At 70.4% G+C, this 24,223-nt stretch carries 23 protein-coding genes and 1 pseudogene; 17 read left to right on the top strand and 7 right to left on the bottom strand.

Annotated features, from left to right (window positions below; all coding sequences use genetic code 11):
• Nucleotides 1-12: 12 nt before the first annotated feature.
• Entirely contained in the window at nucleotides 13-468 is a 456-nt protein-coding gene (locus tag FGD71_RS45620) for a Crp/Fnr family transcriptional regulator (protein WP_119106541.1), read from the bottom strand.
• A 313-nt stretch (nucleotides 469-781) separates the two neighbouring features.
• On the opposite strand from FGD71_RS45620, the gene FGD71_RS45615 reads away from it, so the two are divergent.
• The 7 genes and pseudogenes from FGD71_RS45615 (at nucleotide 782) to FGD71_RS45585 (ending at nucleotide 9,694) form a co-directional block, all read left to right on the top strand.
• Nucleotides 782-1,654 carry a universal stress protein gene (locus FGD71_RS45615; RefSeq protein ID WP_119106518.1) on the top strand — a complete coding sequence of 291 codons (873 nt, stop codon included), beginning with the start codon at nucleotides 782-784 and terminating at the stop codon, nucleotides 1,652-1,654.
• Between the two features lie 45 nt (nucleotides 1,655-1,699).
• On the top strand, nucleotides 1,700-4,099 hold the full coding sequence (locus tag FGD71_RS45610; protein WP_119106517.1) for a glycoside hydrolase family 65 protein: 2,400 nt from the start codon (nucleotides 1,700-1,702) through the stop codon (nucleotides 4,097-4,099).
• Between the two features lie 147 nt (nucleotides 4,100-4,246).
• The gene (locus FGD71_RS45605) at nucleotides 4,247-6,919 is read left to right on the top strand and encodes a cation-translocating P-type ATPase (RefSeq protein ID WP_119106516.1); all 2,673 of its coding nucleotides are present in this window, start codon (nucleotides 4,247-4,249) and stop codon (nucleotides 6,917-6,919) included.
• Nucleotides 6,920-7,049: 130 nt separating this feature from the next.
• On the top strand, nucleotides 7,050-7,469 hold the full coding sequence (locus tag FGD71_RS45600; RefSeq protein ID WP_119106515.1) for a CBS domain-containing protein: 420 nt from the start codon (nucleotides 7,050-7,052) through the stop codon (nucleotides 7,467-7,469).
• 128 nt (nucleotides 7,470-7,597) lie between these two features.
• Nucleotides 7,598-8,346: pseudogene (locus FGD71_RS45595) on the top strand (glucose 1-dehydrogenase).
• A gap of 28 nt (nucleotides 8,347-8,374) precedes the next feature.
• Entirely contained in the window at nucleotides 8,375-8,953 is a 579-nt protein-coding gene (locus tag FGD71_RS45590; protein ID WP_240437082.1) for a hypothetical protein, read from the top strand.
• A 108-nt stretch (nucleotides 8,954-9,061) separates the two neighbouring features.
• Entirely contained in the window at nucleotides 9,062-9,694 is a 633-nt protein-coding gene (locus FGD71_RS45585) for a hypothetical protein (protein ID WP_119106514.1), read from the top strand.
• 213 nt (nucleotides 9,695-9,907) lie between these two features.
• Here FGD71_RS45585 and FGD71_RS45580 read toward each other — a convergent pair whose 3' ends face one another.
• Nucleotides 9,908-10,213 (bottom strand): hypothetical protein, encoded by a 306-nt coding sequence (locus FGD71_RS45580; protein ID WP_119106513.1) that lies wholly within the window; start codon nucleotides 10,211-10,213, stop codon nucleotides 9,908-9,910.
• Between the two features lie 99 nt (nucleotides 10,214-10,312).
• A complete protein-coding gene (locus FGD71_RS45575) occupies nucleotides 10,313-10,864 on the bottom strand; it encodes a hypothetical protein (protein WP_119106512.1) in 552 nt (183 codons plus the stop codon).
• 250 nt (nucleotides 10,865-11,114) lie between these two features.
• Between FGD71_RS45575 and FGD71_RS45570 the strand changes: the two genes are divergently transcribed.
• The 3 genes from FGD71_RS45570 to pspAA all read left to right on the top strand — a co-directional run bounded on the left by FGD71_RS45570 (nucleotide 11,115) and on the right by pspAA (nucleotide 13,406).
• A complete protein-coding gene (locus FGD71_RS45570; protein ID WP_119106511.1) occupies nucleotides 11,115-12,104 on the top strand; it encodes an Acg family FMN-binding oxidoreductase in 990 nt (329 codons plus the stop codon).
• Between the two features lie 250 nt (nucleotides 12,105-12,354).
• Nucleotides 12,355-13,131 carry a PspA/IM30 family protein gene (locus FGD71_RS45565; RefSeq protein ID WP_119106510.1) on the top strand — a complete coding sequence of 259 codons (777 nt, stop codon included), beginning with the start codon at nucleotides 12,355-12,357 and terminating at the stop codon, nucleotides 13,129-13,131.
• Nucleotides 13,128-13,406 carry a PspA-associated protein PspAA gene (pspAA, locus tag FGD71_RS45560; protein WP_119106509.1) on the top strand — a complete coding sequence of 93 codons (279 nt, stop codon included), beginning with the start codon at nucleotides 13,128-13,130 and terminating at the stop codon, nucleotides 13,404-13,406. The genes FGD71_RS45565 and pspAA overlap by 4 nt, the downstream gene beginning before the upstream one ends.
• A gap of 113 nt (nucleotides 13,407-13,519) precedes the next feature.
• Here pspAA and FGD71_RS45550 read toward each other — a convergent pair whose 3' ends face one another.
• Nucleotides 13,520-16,096, bottom strand: a complete 2,577-nt coding sequence (locus FGD71_RS45550) for a heavy metal translocating P-type ATPase (protein WP_119106508.1) — start codon at nucleotides 16,094-16,096, stop codon at nucleotides 13,520-13,522.
• Between the two features lie 215 nt (nucleotides 16,097-16,311).
• Between FGD71_RS45550 and FGD71_RS45545 the strand changes: the two genes are divergently transcribed.
• From FGD71_RS45545 to FGD71_RS45525, 4 genes are all read left to right on the top strand, one after another.
• A complete protein-coding gene (locus FGD71_RS45545; protein ID WP_119106507.1) occupies nucleotides 16,312-16,575 on the top strand; it encodes an SHOCT domain-containing protein in 264 nt (87 codons plus the stop codon).
• 48 nt (nucleotides 16,576-16,623) lie between these two features.
• Nucleotides 16,624-16,872 (top strand): DUF2933 domain-containing protein, encoded by a 249-nt coding sequence (locus tag FGD71_RS45540; protein WP_119106506.1) that lies wholly within the window; start codon nucleotides 16,624-16,626, stop codon nucleotides 16,870-16,872.
• A gap of 450 nt (nucleotides 16,873-17,322) precedes the next feature.
• On the top strand, nucleotides 17,323-17,985 hold the full coding sequence (locus tag FGD71_RS45535) for a class I SAM-dependent methyltransferase (RefSeq protein ID WP_119106540.1): 663 nt from the start codon (nucleotides 17,323-17,325) through the stop codon (nucleotides 17,983-17,985).
• 363 nt (nucleotides 17,986-18,348) lie between these two features.
• Complete coding sequence (locus FGD71_RS45525) at nucleotides 18,349-18,972, top strand: PadR family transcriptional regulator (protein WP_119106505.1); 624 nt, start codon at nucleotides 18,349-18,351, stop codon at nucleotides 18,970-18,972.
• Nucleotides 18,973-19,073: 101 nt separating this feature from the next.
• On the opposite strand, the gene FGD71_RS45520 is transcribed toward FGD71_RS45525, so the two are convergent.
• On the bottom strand, nucleotides 19,074-19,502 hold the full coding sequence (locus tag FGD71_RS45520; RefSeq protein ID WP_119106504.1) for a type II toxin-antitoxin system Rv0910 family toxin: 429 nt from the start codon (nucleotides 19,500-19,502) through the stop codon (nucleotides 19,074-19,076).
• Between the two features lie 316 nt (nucleotides 19,503-19,818).
• On the opposite strand from FGD71_RS45520, the gene FGD71_RS45515 reads away from it, so the two are divergent.
• The 3 genes from FGD71_RS45515 to FGD71_RS45505 all read left to right on the top strand — a co-directional run bounded on the left by FGD71_RS45515 (nucleotide 19,819) and on the right by FGD71_RS45505 (nucleotide 22,729).
• Nucleotides 19,819-20,352, top strand: a complete 534-nt coding sequence (locus FGD71_RS45515) for a Clp protease N-terminal domain-containing protein (RefSeq protein ID WP_119106503.1) — start codon at nucleotides 19,819-19,821, stop codon at nucleotides 20,350-20,352.
• A gap of 128 nt (nucleotides 20,353-20,480) precedes the next feature.
• Nucleotides 20,481-21,491, top strand: a complete 1,011-nt coding sequence (locus FGD71_RS45510) for an EamA family transporter (RefSeq protein WP_119106502.1) — start codon at nucleotides 20,481-20,483, stop codon at nucleotides 21,489-21,491.
• A 254-nt stretch (nucleotides 21,492-21,745) separates the two neighbouring features.
• On the top strand, nucleotides 21,746-22,729 hold the full coding sequence (locus FGD71_RS45505; protein WP_119106501.1) for a DMT family transporter: 984 nt from the start codon (nucleotides 21,746-21,748) through the stop codon (nucleotides 22,727-22,729).
• Nucleotides 22,730-22,853: 124 nt separating this feature from the next.
• On the opposite strand, the gene FGD71_RS45500 is transcribed toward FGD71_RS45505, so the two are convergent.
• Both FGD71_RS45500 and FGD71_RS45495 read right to left on the bottom strand, forming a co-directional pair.
• On the bottom strand, nucleotides 22,854-23,486 hold the full coding sequence (locus tag FGD71_RS45500; RefSeq protein WP_119106500.1) for an FMN-binding negative transcriptional regulator: 633 nt from the start codon (nucleotides 23,484-23,486) through the stop codon (nucleotides 22,854-22,856).
• Entirely contained in the window at nucleotides 23,486-24,160 is a 675-nt protein-coding gene (locus FGD71_RS45495; protein WP_181359406.1) for a pyridoxamine 5'-phosphate oxidase family protein, read from the bottom strand. Before FGD71_RS45495 ends, FGD71_RS45500 begins: the two co-directional genes overlap by 1 nt.
• Nucleotides 24,161-24,223: the final 63 nt, after the last annotated feature.

Below are 24,223 nucleotides of genomic sequence, written 5' to 3'. Positions count from 1 at the left end.
CGTCTCGCCTCGTCAGGGCACCTCGCCCGCGCCGTGGGGCGCGTACAGGTCGAGCAGGCGCACCCGTGCGGACCTGAGCCGGCGCGCGAGCACGCCGGCGACGTAGGTGCACAGCTCGTGGTCCAGCCCGGGGTCCTTCGCGCACATCTCACGGACCGCCGCCGCGTCGAACTCGTAGGCTCGCACCGGGCTGTCGGCCTCGGCCCCCAGATGCCAGTGATGGGGAGGGACCAGCCAGGACCAGCCCAGCAGTCTTCCGGCACCGAGGGTCTCGATGACCGCTGCTTGTCGGCCGGGCACGTGAAGGTCGAGAGCGACCGTGCCCGTATGGATGATCCAGAATCGGTCGGCCTTTCCGCCCTCGTTGAAGATGCGCTCGCCCGTCGCGAACGACACCTCACGCGCGAGCGACATCAGCCGCTCGCGATGCTCCTCGTTCAGGGCGCCGAAAACGCCGGGCCTCGTCACCACTATGGCCTTCCCTTCTCCATGGCCTCGAAGGTGGAGGGCGGGTTTCGTGTTCGGTCACGGACGTCTCACCGTGCGGGGCCGTGGTCGTCGTGCTCTTGTCGGCGACGGGGTCACACCTCGCGCTGTGCTCGTCCCGGCCGTATGACTCCACGATCGCCGCAAACAGGCGCGGTGCAACCGGGACCGAGGTCCGCTCCCCGGCCGATCCGCGTGTCACGAAGGCGGTCCACGTGTCGCGACGGGCCCGCGGCGGTGCGACGGTATGCACAGGAGGTCTCGCGGTTGCCGGTCAGGAAGGCGGTGGCAATTGATGGAGCTCCCGCTCGTCGTGGGTGTCGACGGATCGGATTCCAGCCTGCAGGCCGTGGACTGGGCGGCGGACGAGGCGGCACGCCACGGGGTGCCGTTGCGGCTCGTCCACGCCTCCCTGTGGGAGCGGTACGAGGGAGGCCGCCCGTCCTTCACCACTGACCGTCCGTCCGAAGAGATCATGGCGGAGCACATCGCCGCGTCCTGCGCGGAACGCGCCCAGCTCCGCAACCCGGATCTGAAGGTGTCGATTGAGGCGCTGCCCGACGACCCCGTGTCCGCATTGCTGAACACGGGCCATGAGGCCTTTGCCCTGGTCACGGGCTCTCGCGGCCGCAGCGAACTCGCCGGGATGCTGCTGGGGTCGGTCAGTCTCGCCGTGGCCGCCCGTGCCGTGTGCCCGGTCATCGTGGTCCGTGGCGGGGAACGGAACCGGCAGGGCTCCTTCGGCCGGGTGGTGCTCGGAGTCGGCGATTCCACCGAGGGCTCGACCGCCGTACGGTTCGCCTTTCACGAGGCCGAGGTGCGCGGCTGCGCTCTGGATGCCGTACGGGCCTGGCGCTACCCCGCCCATGAGTACGTGGACCAACCGCTGCTCGAGGTCGCCGCAAGTGTCCACGAGGAACGGGCCTCCACCCTCCTCACTGACCAACTGGGCGACGCCGCCCGGGATCACCCCCAGGTCGACGTACGCCGCCGATCGGTCGAGGGTCCCGCTCACAAGGTCCTCCTGAATGCGTCGGGCGACGCCGACCTGATCGTTGTGGGTGCACTGCGGCGGCACGGCCACTTCGGTCTGCAACTCGGCAGGGTCGCCCATGCGCTGCTGCATCACGCCGAGTGCCCGGTGGCCGTTGTCCCGCAGCGAGCCTGAACTCCCGCACGTGTGGTGATGGGAGGGAGAGGGGGAGGCCGACAGATGTCGGAGTGGACTTGGGAGTACGACGGGTACGACCCCGCTGCCGAGCGGTTGCGTGAATCGTTGTGCACGCTCGGCAACGGCTACTTCGCCACCCGCGGCGCGGTGCCCGAGTGCAGAGCGGGCCTGGTGCACTACCCGGCCACCTACGCGGCCGGGGTGTACAACCGCCTGGAGTCGACCGTGGCGGGGCACCAGGTGGTGAACGAGGACCTGGTGAACCTCCCGAACTGGCTGCTCCTGCGGTTCCGTATCCGCTCCGCCGATGGATCGGCGGGTCCGTGGTTCACTCCCGACGTGCGGCAGCCGTTCGACCACCGACACACCTTGGACCTGCGCCGTGCCACGCTGACCCGCACGTTCTGGTTCCGGGACGGCGAGGCCGGCGTGGTGAAGGTGGAACAGGTCCGCCTGGTGCACATGGCGGATCCTCACCTGGCCGCGTTGCGGACCGTGTTCACCACCGAGGGTTGGTCGGGAGAGATCGAGGTCGAGTCCGTCCTGGACGGCGACGTGACCAACAGCAACGTGCACCGCTACCGGTCCCTCAGCCGCAACCACCTGGCCCATGTGCGTACCGGGACGGCGGGGGACGACACTACGTGGCTGCAGTGCCGCACCAGCGCCTCCCACGTCGGTGTCGGTATGGCGGCCCGTACAGTGGCCATGGGACAGCCGCCGACATCGTCGGACCTGCGTCCCTCTCGCCGCCGCGCCGCGCATCGGCTGGTGATACCGATCGCTCCGCGCCGGGCCGCCGCCGTCGAGAAAACCGTGGCCCTGCACACCTCACGTGACGTGGCGATCAGCGACCCGCTCGGGGCGGCGCTCGACCGGGTGTCCGCGGCTCCCGGATTCTCGGCGCTGCTGGACTCCCACGTGGCGGCGTGGGCGCGGTTGTGGCGGCGCGCGGACGTGCAGGTGCCCGGGGAGGCGGGCCGCGTTCTGCGCCTACATCTGTTCCATGTGCTGCAGACGTTGTCGCCTCACACCACGGAGCTGGATGTAGGGGTGCCGGCCCGTGGGCTGCACGGTGAGGCGTACCGGGGCCATGTCTTCTGGGACGAGCTGTTCGTGCTGCCGTATCTCAACCTGCACTTCCCGGAGGTCTCGCGCGCGTTGCTGAACTACCGCCACCGGCGCCTGCCGCAGGCGTGCCGCGCGGCCCACGCGGCGGGCAGGGCAGGGGCCATGTACCCGTGGCAGTCCGGCAGTGACGGGCGGGAGGAGACCCAGCAGTTGCATCTCAACCCCCGCTCGGGCCGCTGGCTGCCGGACAATTCCCGGCTCCAGCACCACGTCGGCTCCGCCATCGCCTACAACGTGTGGCAGTACTGCGAAGCGAGCGGCGACACCGAGTACCTGCACACCAAGGGCGCGGAGATGCTGCTGCAGATCGCCCGCTTCTGGGCGGACACCGCGGAGTTCGCCGCTGACCTCGGCCGCTACCGCATCCGCGGTGTGGTCGGCCCCGACGAGTACCACGACAGCTATCCGGACGCCGCCCGGCCCGGCCTCGACGACAACGCGTACACCAACGTGACCGCCGCATGGGTGCTCACTCGCGCCCTGGACCTGGTGCGGCGTCTGCCCGTGTGGCGCCGGCAGGAGCTGTTCGAGCGCATCGAGCTGGACAGTGGCGAACTCCCGAAGTGGGAGGAGATCTCCCGGCGGCTGTTGGTGCCCTTCCACCGGGGTGTCATCAGCCAGTTCGACGGCTACGGCGACCTCGCCGAACTGGACTGGGACAGCTACCGCGCTCGCTACGACAGCATCCGGCGGCTCGACCGGATCCTCGAGGCGGAGGGCGACACGGTCAACCGCTACCAAGCCTCCAAGCAGGCGGACGTACTGATGCTCGGCTACCTCTTCTCACCTGCCGAGCTGCGGGATCTCTTCCACCGCCTCGGTTATGACATGGACGACGAGATCTGGCGCCGAACCGTCGACTACTACCTGAAGCGCACCAGCCACGGCTCCACCCTCAGCGGCCTCGTCCACGCCTGGGTCCTCGCGCGGGTCAGACAGGCTGAGGCGTGGGCGTACTGCCAGGAATCCCTGAAAGCGGATGTCGCCGACCTCCAGGGCGGCACGACCGGTGAAGGCATCCACCTCGGCGCGATGGCCGGGACTCTGGACCTGGTGCAACGGGGGCTGACCGGCCTGGAGACCCGCGAGGACGCCCTCCGGCTGGACCCGGTGCCGCTTCCGGCACTGTCCGCATACGGATTCTCACTGCGCTACCGCGGACACTGGGGCGTCAGCGTAGGGCTGCAGAGCGGACAGCTTCGGATCGGTGTACCCGACTCGGAGGAGTCACCGATCCGTGTGATCCTGCCCGACCGGGCCGTCACCGTCGTGCCCGGAGAGACCTGCACGCTCCTGCTGCCGGAGAACTGACCTCCGGCAAGTGCACCGTCGGTCATCCAGAGCCGGCCTCGGCGGTGGCACTCTGAGGAGTGAGGCCGGTTCTCCGGGGTGGTTCCGTAGCTGACGGGAGCGGTCGATGGCACGCAGCGAACAAGCCGGCTCCGAGGCCGCGACGGCATGGGCGCACGGAAATCGGCAGGGCATGTGAGCCCGCAGCGGGACGGCCGGGGAGCCGACGCGGCCCCCGGCGAACTCCGGACGAGGCCACGCTCCGAGACGGGCCTCTCGCCGGCCGAGGCAGCCCGCCGACTGGCGCGCTACGGGCCCAACGAGATCCCCTCGGAGCCGCGGACCCCGGTGTGGCGCCGGGCGCTGCAACAACTGCGCGATCCGCTGATCCTCGTCCTGCTCGTGGCGGCCGCCCTGACGATCGCCACCGGCGATCTTTCCGACGCCGCAGTGATCCTGCTCGTGATCACCGTGAACACCGTCGTCGGCGTTGTGCAGGAGGTGCGGGCGGAACAGGCGGTGATGGCCCTGTCCGCCATGAGTGCGCCCGCCGCCAGGGTGGTGCGGGACGGGGAGGAGCGCTCCGTCGCGGCAGCCGAGGTGGTTCCGGGCGATGTGGTCCTCGTGGCCGAGGGGGACATCGTCCCTGCGGACGGAGATGTGCTTGCCGCGGCCTTGCTGCTGGCGGACGAGTCTTCCCTGACGGGTGAGTCCGTTCCGGTGGAGAAGGCCCCCGACAGTGACGATGCCCGCAGGGCGGTGTCGGCGGGCACGGTCATCGTCCGCGGCCACGGACGGGTCGTGGTGACCGCCACCGGTGCCGACAGCGCGCTCGGCCGGATCGCTTCCCTGATGGGCGCCGCTCCCGGCCTGACTCCGCTGCAACACCGCCTGGCGAGGTTCGGCCGGACGCTGGCGGCTGTCACCGTGGCGCTGTGCGCGGTGGTGCTCGCTCTCGGGCTGGTACGCGGACAGCCCGTGGAGCTGATGATCGTGGCGGCGATCAGCCTCGCCGTCGCCGCCGTTCCGGAGTCCCTTCCCGCCGTGGTGACGCTCGCTCTCGCTCTGGGAGCACGGCGCATGGCGGACCGCCACGCCATCGTCCGCAGACTGCCCGCAGTGGAGACCCTGGGCTCGGTGACCGTGATCGCCACCGACAAGACCGGCACCCTGACCGAGGGCCGGATGGCCGCCGAGCAACTGTGGACGTCACTCGGCGAGGCAGCGGTCGTGGGGACCGGCTACGACCCCGAGGGCCGGGTCGGCCGCGACGGCGAAACGGTGACCCCGGGCACCGCACCCGACCTGGCGGCGCTCCTGCGGGCCGCGATGCTGTGCAACGACGCGGCGCTGGAGCCCCCGTCGGACCACTCCCCGGACTGGAGCGCTCTCGGCGATCCCACCGAGGCCGCCCTGCTGGTGGCCGGAGTCCGCCTCGGGCTGGACCGGGCGGCGCTGGACCGCGAACTGCCGCGCCTGGAGGAGATCCCGTTCGACAGCGACCGCAAGCGCATGACCACGGTGCACCGCCGCCCGGAGGGCGGAGTGCGGGTCGCGTGCAAAGGAGCGCCGGAATCCATGCTCCGGCCGGAGGTCCTGTCCGACGGTCCTGAGCTACTCGCCCGAGCGGCCGCACAGGCGGAGGCGTTGGCACGCCGTGGGTACCGGGTGCTCGCCGTCGCCTCGGCCGACCACGAGGACACGGCGCAACGGCCCCAGATCTGGGAGTCGGGCCTGTCGCTCCTCGGCCTCGTCGGCATCCTGGACCCGCCCCGCAGCGCGTCCGAGCCGACGATCACCGCCTGCAAACGGGCCGGCATCGTCCCCGTACTCATCACCGGCGACCACCCGCTGACCGCACGGGTCATGGCCGACCGCCTCGGCATCGCCTCCAGCGACGAGGAGGTCACCACCGGCGATCGGATCAGGGAAGGCACAGCGGGTGACCTGACGGGCGTACGGGTCTACGCCCGGACCACCCCGGAGCAGAAGCTGGACATCGTCCAGGCGTGGCGTGGGGCCAGGCACGTGGTGGCGATGACGGGTGACGGCGTCAACGACGGCCCGGCTCTGCGTCAGGCCGACATCGGCGTCGCCATGGGCCGGCGCGGCACCGAGGTCGCGCGCCAGGCGGCCGATCTGGTGCTCGCCGACGACGACCCGGCCACCATCGTGTCCGCCGTCGAGGAGGGACGCCGGGTCTACGCGAACGTACGCCGGTTCCTGCTCTACGCGCTCGCCGGGGGCGCCGCGGAGATCCTGGTCATGCTCCTCGGCCCCTTCCTGGGGATGCCGCTGCCGCTGCTGCCCGCGCAGATCCTGTGGATCAACCTGCTCACGCACGGCCTGCCAGGCGTCGCTCTCGGCGCGGAACCCGTTGACCCGAACAGCATGCGCAACCCGCCCCGGCCTCCCGAGGAGAGCGTGCTGGGCGCCGGCCTGTGGCCGCGGATCCTGCTCATGGGTGCCTTCGTCGCCACCGTGACCCTCGTGGTCGGCGTCTGGGCCCGGGAGACCGGGCGCCCCTGGCAGTCCATGATCTTCCTGGTGCTCGGGGCGACCCAACTCGGCGTGGCCCTCGGCTCCCGGGCCCGCCCGGGCAGCCTGGCCAACCCGTTCCTGCTGGTCGCCGTGGGAGTGGCACTGAGCCTCCAGGCCGCCGGCGTCTATCTGCCGCCCCTGCGGGACCTGTTGGGTACCGAGCCGCTCCCGCCCACGGATCTGGCGATCGCCGCAGTGCTGTCCGGCCTCGGCCATGTCGCCATGCGTCTCCAGGCGCGGCTGAGACCGGAACGACCGCCGAAGGCGGCCTACCACCGGCAGCCCAGGGACGTCGAGTGACGTGGGGGCCTGTTCCCCGCATGCGCACGGGAGGTGAGGAATCCACACTGGTCTGGAGGAGAGCCGGCCTGCGTGGGCCAGGCCCTATGGGCCCTACCCGCGTGGACAGCGACGCTCGAAGGAGACGACTATGACCACTGCCCGGGAGATCATGCACACCGGCGCCACCTGCATCCAGGAGAACGAGACGCTTCAGGACGCGGCGCGCAGGATGAAGGAACTGGACGTCGGAGCCCTCCCGATCTGTGGCGAGGATGACCGGCTCCACGGGATCATCACGGACCGAGACATCGTGGTGAAGTGTCTCGCCAAGGGCAAGGACCCCAGGACCGTGACCGCGGGCCAGCTGGAGCAGGGCAAGCCGATCACGATCGACGCCCAAGCTGATGCCGGCCAAGTCCTTCAGGCCATGGAAGAGCACAAGATCCGCCGGCTGCCGGTCATCGACAACCAGCGCCTCGTCGGCATGATCAGCGAGGCGGACCTCGCCCGTCACCTGCCCGAGGACCAGGTGGGCCATTTCGTCGAGGCCATTTGCGCGGCCCCCTGACCGACCCGTCGGCCGCCGACCTGCGGCCCTTGAATCCGAACATGTCATGCCGTCATGCCGTCCCGTCGAGTCGGTCGCGGTCGATGCTCTTACGGATCTTCGTCGAGGCATTGGTTCAGGAGGTCATGATGGGACGTCTCAACGGGCGGGTGGTGATCGTCACCGGTGGAGCCAGAGGGATCGGCGCCGCTGTGGCACGTCTGTTCGCGGCCGAGGGCGCGGCCGTGGTGGTCGCCGACGTCCTCGATGCCGAGGGGAGAAGCTGGCGGCGGAACTCGGTGGCCCGGCCCACTACGCGCACCTGGACGTCAGCACCGAGGACGGCTGGCAGACGGTGGTGGCAGAGACGGAGCGGGATCTGGGCCCTGTCTCGGTGCTGGTCAACAACGCCGGCATCCTTGCGTGGGGAACCATCGAGGAACAGACCCTCGAATCCTTCCGGCGGGTCATCGACGTCAACCTCCAAGGCGCCTGGCTGGGTACGCGTACGGCGGCACCCTCTCTTCGCCGGGCCGGCGGAGGCGTGATCGTGAACATCTCCTCCATCGCCGGCATCACCGGTTATGCCGGCATCGGATCGTATGTGGCCAGCAAGTGGGGACTGCGCGGGCTGACCAAGGCCGCGGCCCTGGAATTGGCCCCGGACGGGATCCGTGTCTGTTCGGTCCACCCCGGTGCGGTGCGCACCGCGATGACGGCCGACTTCGACGACTCGTTCACAGCCGGACAGCCCCTCCCGCGGTTCGGTGAGCCCGAGGAGGTCGCCCGTATGGTGCTCTTCATCGTCGCCGACGCCACCTTCTCGACCGGCGTGGAGTTCGTCTTGGACGGTGGTGTCACCGCAGGCCCACCGACCGTCCTGACCCCGGCCCGGTGACCGGGCACCTGGCGAGGTGTGCGTCCCCATGACTCCCGCGTCCAAGGCCCGGGCCGTCGCTTCCGCAGCGGTCGCTCTGGTGCTGCACGGCCTGGTCCTGCGGCCGAGGGTGCTGACCTGGGGCGCGACTCACGAAGAGGCTGCGCGTTCCTTTCCCGGGGATGAGCTCATCCCGGATGCCGGCAGTAGCTCGACCATGGCCACCACCCTGCCCGCGCCGCCGTCGGAGGTCTGGCCGTGGCTGGCGCAGATGGGCTGTGACCGCGGCGGCTGGTACAGCTGGGACCGGCTGGACAACGGTGGGCGGCCGAGCGCTGATCGCATCGTCCCCCAGTGGCAGGGCCTGGAGCCGGGACAGCGGCTTGCCTCGGTGCCCAGCGGCCGCGCCTGGTTCACCGTCGCGGTACTCGTACCGGAACGGACCCTGGTGCTGCGGGCCGACACGCGACTGCCGTCCGGCAGCCCGTTCGACGCGTTCCATGGCCCGCCGCCTGTCGCGTTCGTCAGTTCGGTCTGGGGCTTCCACCTCGAACCGGCCGGCGCGGACACCCGCCTTGTTCCGCACGCACGGTCGAAGCCGCCCGCGCGTGCTCACGAGGCCGATTGATTTGTTGTTCTGGGAACCCGCCCACCTCATCATGCAGACCCGCCAGTTCCACAACCTGCGCGCGCGGCTCGCCCGGGCCGCGTGACCACGTGCTCCCGGGAGGCTCCGATGAATGCCGACTCGACCGTCGATCTCGCCGGGGAACCGCTGCTGCTGGACGGTGCGCTGCCCGAGTTCGGGTTCTCCCGCCTCGAATGCGTGGCGCTCGCCGCAGCACCGCCCGTCGCCTACGAGGCCGCGCGCGGGCTGGACCTGCTCACCATCCACGCCCCGCTTCTCAACGCGGCAGTGTGGGCGCGCGGACTGCCTGAACGGCTCCGCGGCCGGTCCATGCCGACCCCGCCGTCCCTGCGGGTGGCCGACCTGTTCGACACCGCCGGTGAAGCCTGGGAACGTCAGCCCTGGGTGGCGCTGGGCGAGAATCCCGGACGCGAGCTCGTCTTCGGTGCGGTCGGGAAGCCGTGGCGGGCCTCCATCGAGTGGCGGAGGGTCGAACCGGAGCATTTCACGTCGTTCGACGAGGCCGGCTGGGCGAAGATGGCGGCCGCCTTCGTGGTCCATCCGTACGGCAACCGGCGATCCCTGCTCACCTACGAGGCGCGTACCGCCTGCACGGACCCGGCATCCGCCGCCCGCTTCGGCCGCTACTGGACGCTCGTCTCCCCCGGTATCGGCGTCGTTCTGCGAGGGGCGCTCCGAGCCGTCAGCGCGGCTGCGGAGCAGGTGTCCAGGCACCCCTAGGTGCGCGGGGACGGTGACGCGCGTCATCTCGGCCCTGGGCGGACTGCGTGAAGGACGAGACGGTGAACACCGTGGTCCTGTGGGAGCGGGAACGCGATGGGAGACCACGGCCCGCTGCGCCAGTCACCAACGAAGCGCCGCCCGATCGGCCCGCGGACCGCGGCGCGGTAGGCGTACACCTTGGCATCACGAGGGACGGCCGATATGCGCGCCTCAGCTGAAGAGCTGGAAGAATTCCGGGAAGGTGCCAAGTACCCCCAGGGCGATGAGTACCGAGCTGATGACGAGGGCACGCACGGTCTCGTACGGCTTGTTGCGCAGCACCATGTGCAGCACCGCCCACGCCAGCAGCCAGACCACCACAGCCAACGTGGTCTTGCCGGAGAGCGGACCGACCGAGGCACTCCACTCCAGAGCGTCGTGCACACCCGTGCTGGCCTCGGCAAGCGTGGTCAGCAGACCGAGCGCGGTGGCGCCGATGCCCGCCGCGATGATCGCCGCCGAGATCGGTCCCTCCACCTTTTCACTGAGGGGAAATTCGTCCTGCCCTCTCCCTGCGGAGGGGTTTGCCTCGTTCCTGGGTTCCATTGCGTCTTCGGCCTCCCTTCGTACCTGGTGTTACTGGACCGGCGCGACCTTGGTGATGAACGCGCCGAGTGCCCCCGCGATCGCGGCGAAGACGAAGGCGAGGACGAACAAGCCGATGGTGGTGTGCCGAACCCGGTTGTGCCGGATCAGGCCCGGGCCGTAGTACCAGACGATGAAGACGACAGCCGTGGCCAGAATCGGGCTGAGCCAGGCGATGTGCTCCTTCCACTCCATGCCGAACTCGTGCCAGTCCGCCGTGTCGGGGTCGGCGAGCAACTGCGACCTGGCGCTGGTCGGGATCTTCTCCCGGTACCAGGGGTAGACGACCCAGGTCCCGGTGATCACCGTCGCCCACGCCGCCACCGCCATGGCGGTGACGCCGATCCTGACCCGCCGCATCCGCTTCACCACGCCTTCGCGTGTCATCAACGCAGGTTTGAGGCTGTACAACTCGGCAAGCCCGCCGGCGAAGGCGAGCAGGAACATGGCGCCGAGCCCCATGCCGTGGATGACGGTCCACCATTCTCGGTCGGTGAAGCTCAGGGCAATCGCCTGTTCACTGCCCGGGACCAGTGCTGCCATGGGCCTGCCTTCCGAAGACGACCGCGCTGCGATGAAGCGGTAATAAAGGTGCGAAAAGGATCAAAGTGACTCTATCGGTACCGGGACGCACACCCATGCAGTTTCCGCTCTCCCGCGCGTCAGGACCGGGGCTGGACGGACGGCCGTCGGCGGGCTGAGCGGCGGCAGTTGTGTGCTGGGGCTATCGTGAGAGGCAGACCGCCGGCGCAGGAGGTGCAGGGGGTCTGTCGGGTCCACCAGGAGGGTGGCCGTGGCGGAAGAAGCGCTCGATGCGAACACCGTGACGGGGCTCGTCCGAGACGCCACCGCCGCTCCGTCCATGCACAACGCGCAGCCGTGGAAGTTCCGCTTCGTCCGGGACAGCGGCATCGTCCAAGTACGCTCCGACCTCGAGCGCGCCATGCCGCGTGCCGACCCCACCACCCGTGCCCTCCACCTGGGTTGTGCCGCCGCCCTGTTCAATCTGCGCGTCGCCGCGGCTCATGCGGGCTGGGAGCCGGCCACCGAACTGCTACCCCATGCCGCGGACCCGCAGCTGCTCGCAATGGTCCGGTTGACCACTCCCGTGTCCCCCGAGAGCGACCTAGCCCCGCTGTACCCGGCGATCCACCGGCGCCGCACCAGTCGTCACCCGTTCACGGACGAGGAGATACCTCAAGCCATCAAGGACGCCCTGAGTGCCGCCGCCCTCCTGGAGGGGGCCCGGCTCATCTTCCCTGGCGCATGGCATGTGCAGACGCTGCTGGACCTGGTCTACGACGCGGAGGGGCGCGACGCACTGGACCCCACCGCCTCCGAGGAGCTCAGGCACTGGACCCGTGTCGGCGCCGATGTCACGGAGACGGCGACCGAGGGGATCCCGGACTACGCCTTCGGCCCACGCAAGCGCGACGGCAAGGCTCCAGTGCGCGACTTCGCCGGCAGGCGCCGCGTGCCCGGTCGCGACGCTGCCACGTTTGAGAACGCGCCCCAGCTCGCCCTCCTCGGCACCGCCGATGACCGGCCGAGGGACTGGCTGCAGGCGGGCCAGGCACTGGAGCGTGTCCTGCTCCAGGCCACCCTGGACGGGCTGTCCACCTCACTCACCTCCCACGCCCTGGAATGGCCGGAACTCCGCTGGGCCGTCCGCGACCCGCAGTCGGCCATGGGATTCGTACAGATCGTGCTCAGGTTCGGCTACGGGCCCTCGGGCCCCGAGACGCCGCGTCGGCCCGTGCGTGAGGTGCTCGACATCGAATAAGGCGGAGCCAGGAGGTCGGGTCACACTTGCTGACTGCTTGGGCAGCACTCCGTCGAGTGGGCTGTGGTTCTCCAGGGCCGTCGTCCATGAGCCCATGTGCGGTCCCGCGCCGTCACCGGCCGCGGGGGAAGGACCGGGAAGCCACGAGCGAGGTTGCGGCCCGGACCACGCCGCCGGAGCCTGGAGATGTCCCGCGGACGAGGCATGGCCTGGCTGATTCCTCACCCCTGTCGAGAGGAGGCAGGCCACTATGACCAGCATCACCCATCGCATAGCCACCCTGTTCCGGACCAAGGCGAACAAGGCCCTGGACCGGGCGGAAGACCCGCGAGAAGTCCTGGACTACTCCTATACCCAGCAGCAGGAGATGCTGCAGAAGGTACGACGTGGTGTGGCGGACGTGGCCACCAGCCGCAAGCGCGTCGACCTGCAGATCAACCAGTTGCGCCAGTCCAGCGGCAAGCTGGAGGGACAGGCCCAGAAGGCGCTTGCCGCCGGACGCGAGGACCTCGCCCGCGAAGCCCTGAGCCGGCGCACCGCCGTGGCCTCCCAGCTCACGGACCTCCAGACCCAGCAGGCATCGCTGCAGGCCGAGGAGGAGAAACTCACCGTCGCCTCGCAACGCCTGCAAGCGAAGGTGGACACCTTCCGCACCAGCAAGGAAACCATCAAGGCCCGCTACACCGCGGCCGAGGCCCAGACCCGCATCACCGAGGCCGTCACCGGCATCGGCGAGGAGATGGGCGATGTCGGCCTGGCCATGCAGCGCGCCGAGGACAAGACCGAACAACTGCAGGCCCGCGCCGGAGCACTGGACGAACTGCTCGCCTCCGGCGCCCTGGAGGACGCCACCCTCCCCGCAGGCCGCGACGACATCCAGGCCGAACTCGAGCGTGTCACCGAGGGCCAGGACGTGGACAGGGAACTGGCCCGGATGAAGGCCCAGCTCCCGGCGTCCGATACCCCGCCGGCCGTCGAAGCCAAGGGCGCCGAGCGGGGCCCGACGGACGAGGAGACGACATCATGATCATGCGGATTCTCGGCGAGGGCCAGTACAAGATCACCGACGAACACCTCGACCGGCTCAACGAGCTGGATGCCGCCCTTCAGTCGGCAGCCGACGCGGGCGAGGAGACGGCGTTCGCCACCGCCCTGGCGGCCCTGCTGGACGCGGTGCGCAGTCTGGGCACGCCCCTGCCGGATGAGACGATCACGCCGTCCGACCTGGTCCTGCCCGACGAGGACACCAGCCTCACGCAGGTTCGGGAGCTGCTCTCCGACGAGGGCCTGATCCCGGGGTGATGGCGATGCGCAGCCGCTTCGAGCCCGACCGGCAGCTCACCAACCGGATGCTGGTCACCATGTTCCAGCTCCGACTGCTGTACGTGGGTTCGTCGCGGCGCTGATCGTGCTGCTCAAGTCTGTCGTCCGTCGTCGGCCGCGGCGGGCTGGGCCTTGTCCCGGTTGGCTGGGGACTCCACCCGGGGTGTGACGGATTCCGGTGTGCCCGGCGGCAGCGGGCTGGTGTGCCAGCGGCGCAGGCGGGAGGCGTTGGCCACCACAGACAGGGAAGAAAGGGCCATCGCGGCGGCGGCGATGATCGGGCTGAGGCGGATGCCCCACAGCGGGTACAGGGCGCCGGCGGCGAGAGGGACGCCGACGGCGTTGTAGACCAGGGCGAAGAACAGGTTCTGCCGGATGTTGCGCATCGTGGCCCGCGACAGCCGGATGGCGGTGACGACGCCGGTCAGGGAGCCGGAGATGAGGGTGATGTCGGCGGCCTCGATGGCTACATCGGTGCCGGTGCCGATCGCCAGGCCGACATCGGCGGCGGCCAGGGCGGGGGCGTCGTTGATGCCGTCGCCGACCATGCCCACGGTGCGGCCCTCGTCCTGCAGGCGGCGGATCTCGTCCGCCTTGTGTTCCGGGAGCACCTCGGCCAGTACCCGGGTGACGCCGACCTGGGCGGCGATCGCGGCGGCGGTACGGGCGTTGTCGCCGGTGATGATGACGACTTGGATGCCCAGGCGCTTGAGTGCGGCGATGGCGGCGGCGGAATCGTCCTTGACGGTGTCGGCGACAGCCAGCACCCCGGCAGGGCGTCCGTCGACGGCGGCGAGGACGGGGGTCTTGCCCTGGGCCGACAGGTCGGAGGCGACGAGCTCCAGGGTTGTGGTGTCGATGACGACGTCTCCCAACAGCCGGGCGGTGCCGACCAGGACGGCGTGCCCGTCCGCGGTGGCCTGGACGCCTTTGCCGGTGACCGAGTTGAAGCCGGTCGCGGCCGGCCACGACAGACCATGGTCGCGGGTGCCCGTAACGATGGCCTGTGCCAAGGGGTGCTCGCTGTCGGCCTCGGCTGCCGCCACCAGCCGCAGCAGCTGCGCTTCGTCGATGCCGTCGGCCGGGTGGACGTCGGTCAGGACGGGTTTGCCCTCGGTGACGGTGCCGGTCTTGTCCAGCACCACGGTGTCCAGTTTCTGCGCGGTCTCCAGGGCCTCGGCGGAGCGGATCAGGATGCCGGCCTGGGCGCCCTTGCCGGTGCCGACCATCACCGACAGTGGGGTGGCCAGACCGAGGGCGCACGGGCAGGCGATGATCAGGACCGCGACCGCGGAGACCAGGGCCAGCGTCAGCGCGGGGGAGGGACCGAGGGTGAACCAGATGGCGAAGGTGCCCATCGCGATGGCGATCACCGCGGGCGCGAGCCGCTGGATGGGTGCTTTGGACGCCTGGGCCTGCTGCACGAGGCGGATGATCTGGGCCAGCATGGTGTCGGCGCCGACCTTGGCCGCCCGTACCCGCAAGGATCCGGTGCCGTTGACGGTGGCGCCGATGACCGTGTCCCCGGTGTGCTTGGTGACCGGCATGGGTTCGCCGGTCACCATGGACTCGTCCACCGCGGAGGAGCCGGAGAGGACTTCGGCGTCGACGGGGACCTTCTCGCCGGGCCGGATGACCACCTCATCGCCGACAGCCACGTCTTCGACGGGGATCTCGGTCTCGGTGCCGTCACGCACGACGCGGGCGGTGCGGGCCTGCAGGCCCAGCAGGGCGCGGATGGCCTCGCCGGTGCCGGCCTTGGCGCGGGCCTCCAGCAGCCGCCCGAGCAGGATGAGGGTGAGGATGACACCGACGGCTTCGTAGTAGACCTCGCGCACGTCTTCCGGCAGCAGGGCGGGGGCGAGGGTGACCAGGAGGCTGTAGCCGTAGGCGGCGGTGGTGCCGAGGGTGATGAGGCTGTTCATGTCCGCGGCGCGGCGGCGCAGGGTCAGCCAGCCCGTCACATGGATGGGCCTGCCGGTGTAGAGCATCACCGGGGTGATGAGCGCCAGTTGCAGCCAGTGGTTGAGCATCCACCCCGGGACCCAGTCGGCGCCGAAGAGTTCGTGCGCCATCACGGCGAACAGCACCGGGGCGGTGAGTACCGTGCCCACGGCTACCCGGCGGGTCAGGTCCTTGATCTCCGCCAGCCGCTCGGCGGCATCCGCGGCCTCCGCCTCGGCAGACCCCGTCTCCTCCCCGCCCGCCGGAGCCGCCGGAGCCGCCGGAGCCGCCGGCGCGGCGGCGGTGCCATGGCCGTCGGGGGAAGCGGGAGGGACCGATGAGCGGCCGTCGGCGGGTTCGACGAGGAGTGTGCCGTGGATCATGTTCATGCCGCAGGCGAAGCCGAAGGACCCCGGCCGGTCCGGGGAGAGCCGCACCGTCGTACGCGTGTGGGCGGGCAGTCCCGCGCCGACCTTGAGTTCGGGGAAGACCACCCGGGACGCGCACTCCCCGGACTCCTGCCGGTCGAAGACCAGCTCCACCGGCGTGCCCTGGCGGACCTTGATGAGGCTGGGGTTGTAGCCGCCCCGCACTGTCACCTCCACCTGCTGCACTCCGCCTTCCAGCCGGGCGGCACCCGCCCGGCGAGGGCCGAAGAAGAACCAGCCCAGCGCGGTGATCAGTCCTGCGGCGGCCAGGACAACGACGACCTCGACGGCACCCATCGCAGCGCGCCCCCTTCCGGCTCGCTCCTTCAAGCCTCCGCCCGGCTACCACTACCTGGTAGGGGCTGAACGTCCCACTCGGTCGGGACCATCCGGCCCCAGCGCGTCGCTCCCCGGGAGAGGCACGATGCATATGAGGACACAGGCTCCTTAGGGGCGCCGGACTTCCGGGTCCGCACCCGATCGCCGGACCGATGCAAGGCAGGTGAATGGCGATGTTCTGGTACGGCCACGACGTCAGTGGATGGGGCTGGTTCGCGATGTCCGCCAGCATGATCGTGTTCTGGGCGCTGATCATCACTGCGGCTGTCCTGCTTTTCCGCGCCCTCAACCGCCCCCACGAGCACACCCACACCCCCGGCGCGCCGCAGACACCCGAGCAGGTCCTCGGGGAGCGGTTCGCCCGCGGGGAGATCGACGAAGAGGAGTACCGGCGCCGCCTGAACGCCCTGCACGCCGACCCTCTCACCAAGCCCTGACGGCCGCGCCTGGCTGCGGCCTCTGTCCTCCGCTGAAGGAGGCTCGCGATGAACCAGCGCAACTACGGGATGTACGCGCTCGCCGCCGCGATCGTCGTCGGAGCCCTGATAGTCGGCGCCTCGCTCGAGAGCTTCGTCTGGCTCGCGCTCGTGGCTGCCTGCCCGCTGATGATGTTCTTCATGATGAAGAGCATGCACGGTCAGGACATGCACGGCGGTCACAGCCGCGACGACCGGGACGACGACCCGCTGCACAAGCACGACCAGCACCAGCATCCCGGATCCGGTCGGGCCTGACCGGCCGGATACCGGCCGTCCACGGCACGGCGAGGAGAACGCCATGAGCGCCGCCGTAGCCATCGGGATCGGCGTACTGATCCTGGCTCCGCCATGGCTGCGTCGGCGGAACTCACCCTTGCCGCAGCCATTGTCTTCCGCCGCACCGCCACCGCTTTCAAGCAACCCGCCACCCGGACACACGACCCCACGTCCACTCGGGTGAGCCGGCGAAGCAGACGGCGGTACGACCCGTCCAAGCACTGCCAGTGAGAGCGAACCTGAATGCAACCGCCGACCACCGACAGTGCCTGGCCACGCAGTCCCCGCCTTGCACGATCCACTCGGACATGAAGGGCCGCTCACCGTGGGCTGACACCCGGGCGGCGAACCCGCGTGCTGAGCCAGGCCATGCCCCACGACGCTGTGGGCCCCGTAGAGAAGAGTTGGTGACAAGCGATGCCCCAGCAGATGAGGCCACCAGTCCGGTCGCGTCCGGTCTTCGCCCGCTTTTACAGCAAGGTCGCCGGTCCAGCTCTGGAGAGGGCGGGCGTCACGGAACACCGCAAGCGACTGCTGGCGGGCCTGTCCGGCGAGATCATCGAGATCGGTGCGGGCAACGGGCTGAACTTTCCTCACTACCCGGGCACAGTGACCCGGCTCCTTGCGGTGGAACCCGAGCCCCACCTGCGCGAGTTGGCCGCGCAGAGCGCCCGCTCCGTTGCCGTTCCCGTGGAGGTGGTGGACGGCCGGGCCGAGCAACTGCCTGCCGAGGACGCCTCGTTTGACGCTGCCGTCGTCTGCCTGACCCTGTGCTCGGTCGCCGACCCGCATGCCTCACTCGGCGAGGTCCACCGGGTGCTTCGGCCGGGCGGACAACTCCGCTTCTTCGAGCACGTACGCGCCGACTCGCCCGCGATGCGGCGCGTGCAGCGGGTCCTGGACGCGACCGTCTGGCCCCTGCTGATGGGCGGGTGCCACGTCGGCCGCGACACCCGGGCCGCGATCGCCGCAGCCGGGTTCCGCCTCACCGAGGTGGAGCAGTTCGCCTTCCCCGACATCCGCTTGCCCTCGCCCACCGCCACCCACATCCTCGGCACAGCCCAGCCCGAACAAGTCGGAGGCACTTCGTGACCCCGCTTCCCGCGCTCGGCTGAGGCACGGGATCGCGGGTCACGCCTCCGTCACCCTGATGTGGACCGGCTGCTGTGAAGGCGCACGCACTGGACCGCGTCATGGCCATCCCGTACTCGGCGCTGCCGAGCACCGTCGAGCTCTCCGGGCGCCGGAGCATGCGAAGTGCCCGGCCGTAGCCAATCGCCGGAGCCGGTCCGATCAGGTCGTGGGCGGTGACGCCGACGATGGCTTCGTGCAGCACCGGCCGGCGCGTGCTGTAGGGACAGTCACTCACGTGCTCGCTGGGGGCTTGTCAGTCGAACAGTTCCGATATATCGTTGACGCATCGCGACAGATCAACGATCGAATGGAGTGATTGCGATGCGTTCCCATGGAGAGGAATTCGGACCGGGCTTCGGACCTGGTCCTGGACGTCGCCACGGCGGACCCGGCCCTCGCGGGCAGGGTGGTTTCGAGGGGCGGCGTGCCGCCTTCGGTCCCTTCGGGCCGGGCTTCGGCCCGGGGCCCTGGGGTGGACGCGGAGGCCGGGGCGGGCCACGAGGCAGGGCGCGGCGCGGCGACGTGCGCGCGTCGATCCTGGCTCTGCTGAAGGACCGGCCCATGCACGGCTACGAGATGATCCAGGAGATCGCCGAGCGCAGCGGCGGGGCGTGGAAGCCCAGTCCCGGCTCGGTGTACCCCACCCTTCAGATGCTGGAGGACGAAGGTCTGATCAGCAGCGCGACCGAGGGGGGGAAGAAGCTGTTCTCGCTCACCGAGCCTGGCCGCGCCGCGGCCGACGAGGGCCCCGACGCGCCCTGGGAAGAGGCAGGGCGTGGGGTCGACTGGGAGGCGCTGAACGACATCCGGCAGGCCGGCTTCGGTCTGATGGAGGCGTTCGGGCAGGTCTGGAAGACCGGCAGCAAGGAGCAGCGCGAGAAGGCGCTGTCCGTCATCAACGAAGCCCGGAAGAAGATGTACCTGATCCTCGCCGACGAGGACTGACGGTATGACGGCTGGGGGTCTGGTGGTCGCATGGCCCGACGGCCCGCGCCAGGGGGTACTTCGCCATCGAAGTACCCCCTCAAGCATGCGAGGAGGTGCCTCTATGTCACCAAGCCGGCCAGCTTGCGCAGGGATTCACTGAGGGCCGCCGTCGCCGAGTCCATCAGCTTGCCCGCCATCAGCGAGACGGCGGCGCCCGTGAACTCCCCGTCGATGCGAACCGTCGTGCCCTCGCCGTCAGGGGTGAGCGTGTAGCGGGTGGCGACCGTCACGGCCATGGGACCCTTGCCGCGGATCGCCAGGGTGCGAGCGGGCTCCAGTTCCTCGATGGTCCACTCGACTTCAGCGGGGAAGCCCATGAGCTTCATGTGCTCCTCGAAGGTGCCACCGACCTCCAGGGTCTCTGGGCCGCCCTTGGGGAAGCTGGTGTGGGTGGAGTTCCACTCCCCGTAGGAGGAGAAGTCCGTGAGCTGCGCCCAGACCTTCTCGGCAGGCGCCTCGATGCGTGCTTCCGCGCTGACTTCGGCCATGCGACCACCTCTTCGCGTCGGGCGCTGCGCCGGGCGCAGCTACGGTGTCGCGGAACGTAGCCGCAGGGTCTGGAACATTCAATACTGATGAACCGTCAGAAAAGGTCGAGGTGTCCTTCTGGGCCCGCCGTCGCCCATGGGTGGCCCGTGGGCGCCCACGGAGCGCAAGGCAAGGCGGCGCGCGCCGCGCGGGGAACAAGGGCGTGATGTCATCCGTAAGGAGGAGATTCCGCTCACGGTTGCCCACCCTGTGTTGGACGCGAAAATGCTGCCAGCCGAGGATGCCCCCACGCGCAGAGGCTGATGAGGTAGGGATGTGCAACCCCCCATTCCGCAGCAACAGGCCGCCGAGCGTGGCCTGAACCGTACGAGCATCGAGGCCAGGATCAGTGAGGCGCTGGCGGTGGTGGTCACCGGTGCGCGCAGAAGGGCCCTTCGCGACGGGGACCGGCAGATCGACACGGCCCATCTGCTGCATGCGCTTCTGGAGTCCGACCCCGAGGTGCGCGCGGCCTTCGACAGCGGTCAGCAGGTCGCACGGCTGCTCGGATATCTCGTACAGCGCAGCATCGGCTACGGACTGCGCTGGCAGGGCGGCGTCGAGGACTCCGGCGCCCTGCGGACCGTAAGGGAGGACGGCTGGTCGCCGGTGGCGGCCGGCGCCATGGAGAAGGCATGCGCGCTCGCCGAGCGACGAGGCCGTGAACTCCCGGACGGTATCGACCTGCTCGCGGCCGTCATCACCGATTCCCAGTCCAGGGCCGTGGAGGTGCTCGGGAGGGCGGGGGTCGACGTTCAGGCGCTGCGGGTGCGACTGGAAGCCGCGGTGGAGCGGGGCGTCGAAGCCTGAGCCGAGGGGGCTCTCGGGGCGGGCCGGCTCCCCATGCGACGCGTATGGCCGCTCTGGTTGTTCCGGTCGTTCCGGTCCTTGAGACAGGTGCCATTGAGGGTGACGCTCATGTCATCGCCTGTCATCATGTGCCGGTGCATACGTCCGATAGCAGTGAGAGCAACCGGGGGAGGGGCGTCGGACTGGGCCTCGCGCTCGTGTCGGCGGTCGCCTTCGGGGGATCCGGCGTCGCGGCCAAGCCGTTGATCGAGGCGGGCCTGGACCCGCTCCATGTGGTGTGGTTGCGTGTCGCGGGCGCCGCCCTGGTGATGCTCCCGCTGGCCGTACGCCACCGTGGGCTGCTGCTCAAGCGCCCCGCGCTGCTCGCCGGGTTCGGCCTGCTCGCCGTGGCCGGCGTGCAGGCCTGCTACTTCGCGGCGATCTCCCGTATCCCCGTCGGCGTCGCGCTGCTCGTCGAGTACCTCGCGCCGGCCCTGGTCCTCGGCTGGGTGCGTTTCGTTCAGCGGCGGCCGGTGACGCGCGCGGCCGCCCTCGGAGTCGTACTGGCCGTCGGCGGGCTCGCCTGCGTCGTCGAGGTGTGGTCGGGGCTGGGCTTCGACGTCCTCGGCCTGCTGCTCGCGCTCGGCGCGGCCTGTTGCCAGGTCGGCTACTTCGTCCTGTCCGACCAGGGCAGCGACGCGGGCGAGGAGGCGCCGGACCCGCTCGGTGTCATCGCGTACGGCCTCCTCGTCGGCGCGCTCGTGCTGACGGTCGTGGCACGCCCGTGGGGCATGGACTGGTCGGTCCTCGGTGACGCCGCGGACCTGAACGGTACGTCGGTCGCCGCCGGGTTCCTGCTGGCCTGGATCGTGCTCGTCGCCACCGTCGCCGCGTACGTCACCGGTGTGCTGGCCGTGCGCCGGCTCTCCCCGCAGGTCGCCGGTGTCGTGGCCTGCCTCGAAGCAGTCATCGCGACCGTCCTCGCCTGGGTCCTGCTCGGCGAACACCTTTCGGCGCCCCAGATCGTCGGCGGCGTGGTGGTGCTGCTCGGCGCCCTCATCGCCCAGTCGTCGACGCCCGCCAAGGTCCCGGACGGGCCGGTGGCGGGTGGTGGAGACGACGCGGAAAGGGAGTTGTCGGCGCGGGGCAGCGCGGCCTAGGCTGCGGATCATGCATCCGACGGCACTCGTTCTTCCCCCTCCCGCCGCCTGAGGCGGGCCCTCCGGAATCCACGCCCGACCGCCGGTCGGGCTGAACGGTGCTGCCCGCGGACGAAGTCCGAGGATCCTCCGCGCTGACGTGCCCCCATGTGCTCTGACGTGTTCTGACCTGCTCTGACGTGTCCTGATGTACTCCGTGCACGACACGCGACGCGGATCCTTCCCGAACTTCTGCGTATCTGCGGAGAGAACACGTGTCGAATGCTGCTTCCGGCCTGCCCATCGGGCGAGGCCTTCTCTATCTGACCGTCGCCGGTGCCGCCTGGGGCACCGCGGGCGCGGCCGCCTCGCTCATCTACCGGACGAGCGACATGGGCCCCGTCGCCCTGTCCTTCTGGCGCTGCGCGGGCGGACTCGTCCTGCTGCTCGCCGCCCGGTTGGTGCGGACCCGGACCCGGCCCGGGCCGCGGCCGCGCACCGTCCAACCGCTGCGTCGTCGTACGACGCTGCTGCGGATCGGCGTCACAGGTGTCGGGCTCGCCGTCTTCCAGACCGCGTACTTCGCCGCCGTTGAGGCGACCGGGCTCGCCGTGGCCACCGTCGTCACGCTCGGTGCCGGTCCCGTGCTCATCGCGCTGGGGGCGCGACTGACCATGGGCGAGCGACTCGGACTCGGTGGCGCCGCCGCCGTCGCCGGGGCGCTCGCCGGGCTCGCGGTGCTGGTGCTGGGCGGCGAGGGCGCGACGGTGCGGCCCGAGGGCGTCGTGCTCGCGCTCGCGTCCGCCGCCGGGTACAGCGTGATGACGCTGTTGACCCGGTGGTGGGGGCGTGACGGCGGTTCCGACGTGTCCGCCACCACCGTGGGGGCGTTCGCCGTCACGACCCTGTGCCTGCTGCCACTCGGCCTCACCGAGGGGCTGGTGCCGCACACCACCGAACCCCTCCTGGTCGTCGGCCTGTTGGCGTTCGTCGCGGCGATCCCCACCGCCCTCGCTTACGCCCTGTACTTCGCGGGAGCGGCCGTCGTCCGCTCGGCCACCGTCTCCGTGATCATGCTGCTGGAGCCAGTGAGCGCTGCGGTCCTCGCGGTAGGACTGCTCGGCGAACGACTGAGCGAGGCAACGCTCGTGGGCACACTGTTGATGCTCGGATCGGTCGCCGGGCTCGCGTTCGCGGAGGCGCGGGGAGGCGGGGGAAGCGCTCGGCAGGCGCCCGAGGCGGAACGGGTGCCGGCCTGAGGGACGCGTGGCGCCGGGGCGGGCCGGATTGCGAGCCCGCCCTGGCATCGTGCGCCCGATTGCCGCCATGCGTCCGATCCCGGCACCCCGTGACCGGCGTCGGGCCCCCGCGCTCGGCCCGGCGTCACGCTCCGCGTCGGCGCAGCAGATGCTCGCGTGCCGCCGCGTCACGGGGACCGCCCCTGGTGGTCAGCCCTGCCACGATGCGGTCCTGGATCTCTTCGGGCCTGTGGTTCGCGTACTTGAACTTCGCCCGTACGTTGGTCACTTGGAGGCGCAGGCCACGGAGCCCGGAGAGGAGGCGGCCGTACGGAGTCTCACCGACCGCCGCCCGGGCGGAGCCGCCCTCCGGCTGGAAGTGGCCGAGCTGGCGGTTGAGTAGGTCGGCCTTCTGGGCCGGATCGTTCACCACCTGGGCGGTGCAGCGAAGTTGGACCGCCGCGTAGAAGCTCGTCGGTTCGCCGTGCTCAGGCGGGGCGTCCGGCGGGGCCTGCCAAGGACCGGGCACGTACACGTAGTCGTCGACCACGCTCAGCGTGACGACCGGGTCCGCGTCGAGGGCGGGCCACAGCGGGTTCGGGCGGGCGAGGTGTGCGATCACCTCGCCACGCCCCGAGTCGTACACGAAGTGCAGGGGCTGGACGTGCGGCGGATCGCCCGGCAGGCCGTTCACCGCGAGCTGCCCGAAGTCATGGGCGGTGAGCCACTGTTGCCACTCGGTGTCGTCGTGGGGCGCGTCCCACGGGTGGATGAGCATCACAGAGTCGCCAGGTAGTCGGGGAGTTCGATGCCGGGGGCCAGGTCGTCGGCGGGGACCGGGGTGGCGTATCCCTTGCGGAGCGGGACGACCCCGGTCCAGTGCGGCAGGCCGAGGTCCTCGGGCTCGTCGTTCGGGCCGCCGGTGCGCGACTTGGCGGAGACCTCGCCGAGGTCGAGGCGGAGTACGGCGGTGGCGGCCAGCTCCTTGGCGTTGGCGGGCCGGGAGTCGTACGAGCGGCCGGGGACCACGTGGTCGACGAGTGCGTCCAGGGCTTCGCGCCTCTCTTCGGGGTCGGTCACCTGGTGCGCCGTGCCGTGCACCACCACGGAGCGGTAGTTGATCGAGTGGTGGAAGGCCGAGCGGGCCAGCACCAGGCCGTCGACGTGCGTGACGGTGAGACAGACCGGGAGCCCGGGATCGGCCTGGCCGGCCATCCGCAGGGGGCGCGAACCGGTCGAGCCGTGTACATAGAGGCGCTCGCCGACCCGGCCGTACAGCGTGGGCAGTACGACCGGCGCCCCGTCGCGGACGAAGCCCAGATGGCACATGTATCCCTCGTCGAGGATCGACTGCACCGTCTCGCGGTCGTACGCGGCGCGCTCACGTGAGCGGGTGGGGATGGTGCGGTCGGTCGGGGTGTAGGCGGCGGGCCGCGGGGCCGTCTCCGTCATGGTGCTCTCCAGCTCTCCGTTGTCGTCGCGTGTCGCTGTGCTCGTCGTGCCAGTTGTGCTCGT

This window comes from Streptomyces sporangiiformans, from assembly GCF_005768555.2.
Classification (GTDB): Bacteria; Actinomycetota; Actinomycetes; order Streptomycetales; family Streptomycetaceae; genus Streptomyces; species Streptomyces sporangiiformans.
The sequence above is the reverse complement of the archived record's forward strand: the minus strand, read 5'-3'. Positions and strand labels throughout refer to the sequence as shown.

Bases quoted from the DNA above. Each gene is read 5' to 3' on its own strand.
- FGD71_RS45615 (WP_119106518.1), top strand. From the start codon at position 782: ATGGAGCTCCCGCTCGTCGTGGGTGTCGACGGATCGGATTCCAGCCTG.
- FGD71_RS45610 (WP_119106517.1), top strand. From the start codon at position 1,700: ATGTCGGAGTGGACTTGGGAGTACGACGGGTACGACCCCGCTGCCGAG.
- FGD71_RS45605 (WP_119106516.1), top strand. From the start codon at position 4,247: ATGGGCGCACGGAAATCGGCAGGGCATGTGAGCCCGCAGCGGGACGGC.
- FGD71_RS45600 (WP_119106515.1), top strand. From the start codon at position 7,050: ATGACCACTGCCCGGGAGATCATGCACACCGGCGCCACCTGCATCCAG.
- FGD71_RS45590 (WP_240437082.1), top strand. From the start codon at position 8,375: ATGACTCCCGCGTCCAAGGCCCGGGCCGTCGCTTCCGCAGCGGTCGCT.
- FGD71_RS45585 (WP_119106514.1), top strand. From the start codon at position 9,062: ATGAATGCCGACTCGACCGTCGATCTCGCCGGGGAACCGCTGCTGCTG.
- FGD71_RS45575 (WP_119106512.1), bottom strand. From the start codon at position 10,864: ATGGCAGCACTGGTCCCGGGCAGTGAACAGGCGATTGCCCTGAGCTTC.
- FGD71_RS45565 (WP_119106510.1), top strand. From the start codon at position 12,355: ATGACCAGCATCACCCATCGCATAGCCACCCTGTTCCGGACCAAGGCG.
- pspAA (WP_119106509.1), top strand. From the start codon at position 13,128: ATGATCATGCGGATTCTCGGCGAGGGCCAGTACAAGATCACCGACGAA.
- FGD71_RS45550 (WP_119106508.1), bottom strand. From the start codon at position 16,096: ATGGGTGCCGTCGAGGTCGTCGTTGTCCTGGCCGCCGCAGGACTGATC.
- FGD71_RS45545 (WP_119106507.1), top strand. From the start codon at position 16,312: ATGTTCTGGTACGGCCACGACGTCAGTGGATGGGGCTGGTTCGCGATG.
- FGD71_RS45540 (WP_119106506.1), top strand. From the start codon at position 16,624: ATGAACCAGCGCAACTACGGGATGTACGCGCTCGCCGCCGCGATCGTC.
- FGD71_RS45535 (WP_119106540.1), top strand. From the start codon at position 17,323: ATGAGGCCACCAGTCCGGTCGCGTCCGGTCTTCGCCCGCTTTTACAGC.
- FGD71_RS45525 (WP_119106505.1), top strand. From the start codon at position 18,349: ATGCGTTCCCATGGAGAGGAATTCGGACCGGGCTTCGGACCTGGTCCT.
- FGD71_RS45520 (WP_119106504.1), bottom strand. From the start codon at position 19,502: ATGGCCGAAGTCAGCGCGGAAGCACGCATCGAGGCGCCTGCCGAGAAG.
- FGD71_RS45500 (WP_119106500.1), bottom strand. From the start codon at position 23,486: ATGCTCATCCACCCGTGGGACGCGCCCCACGACGACACCGAGTGGCAA.
- FGD71_RS45495 (WP_181359406.1), bottom strand. From the start codon at position 24,160: ATGACGGAGACGGCCCCGCGGCCCGCCGCCTACACCCCGACCGACCGC.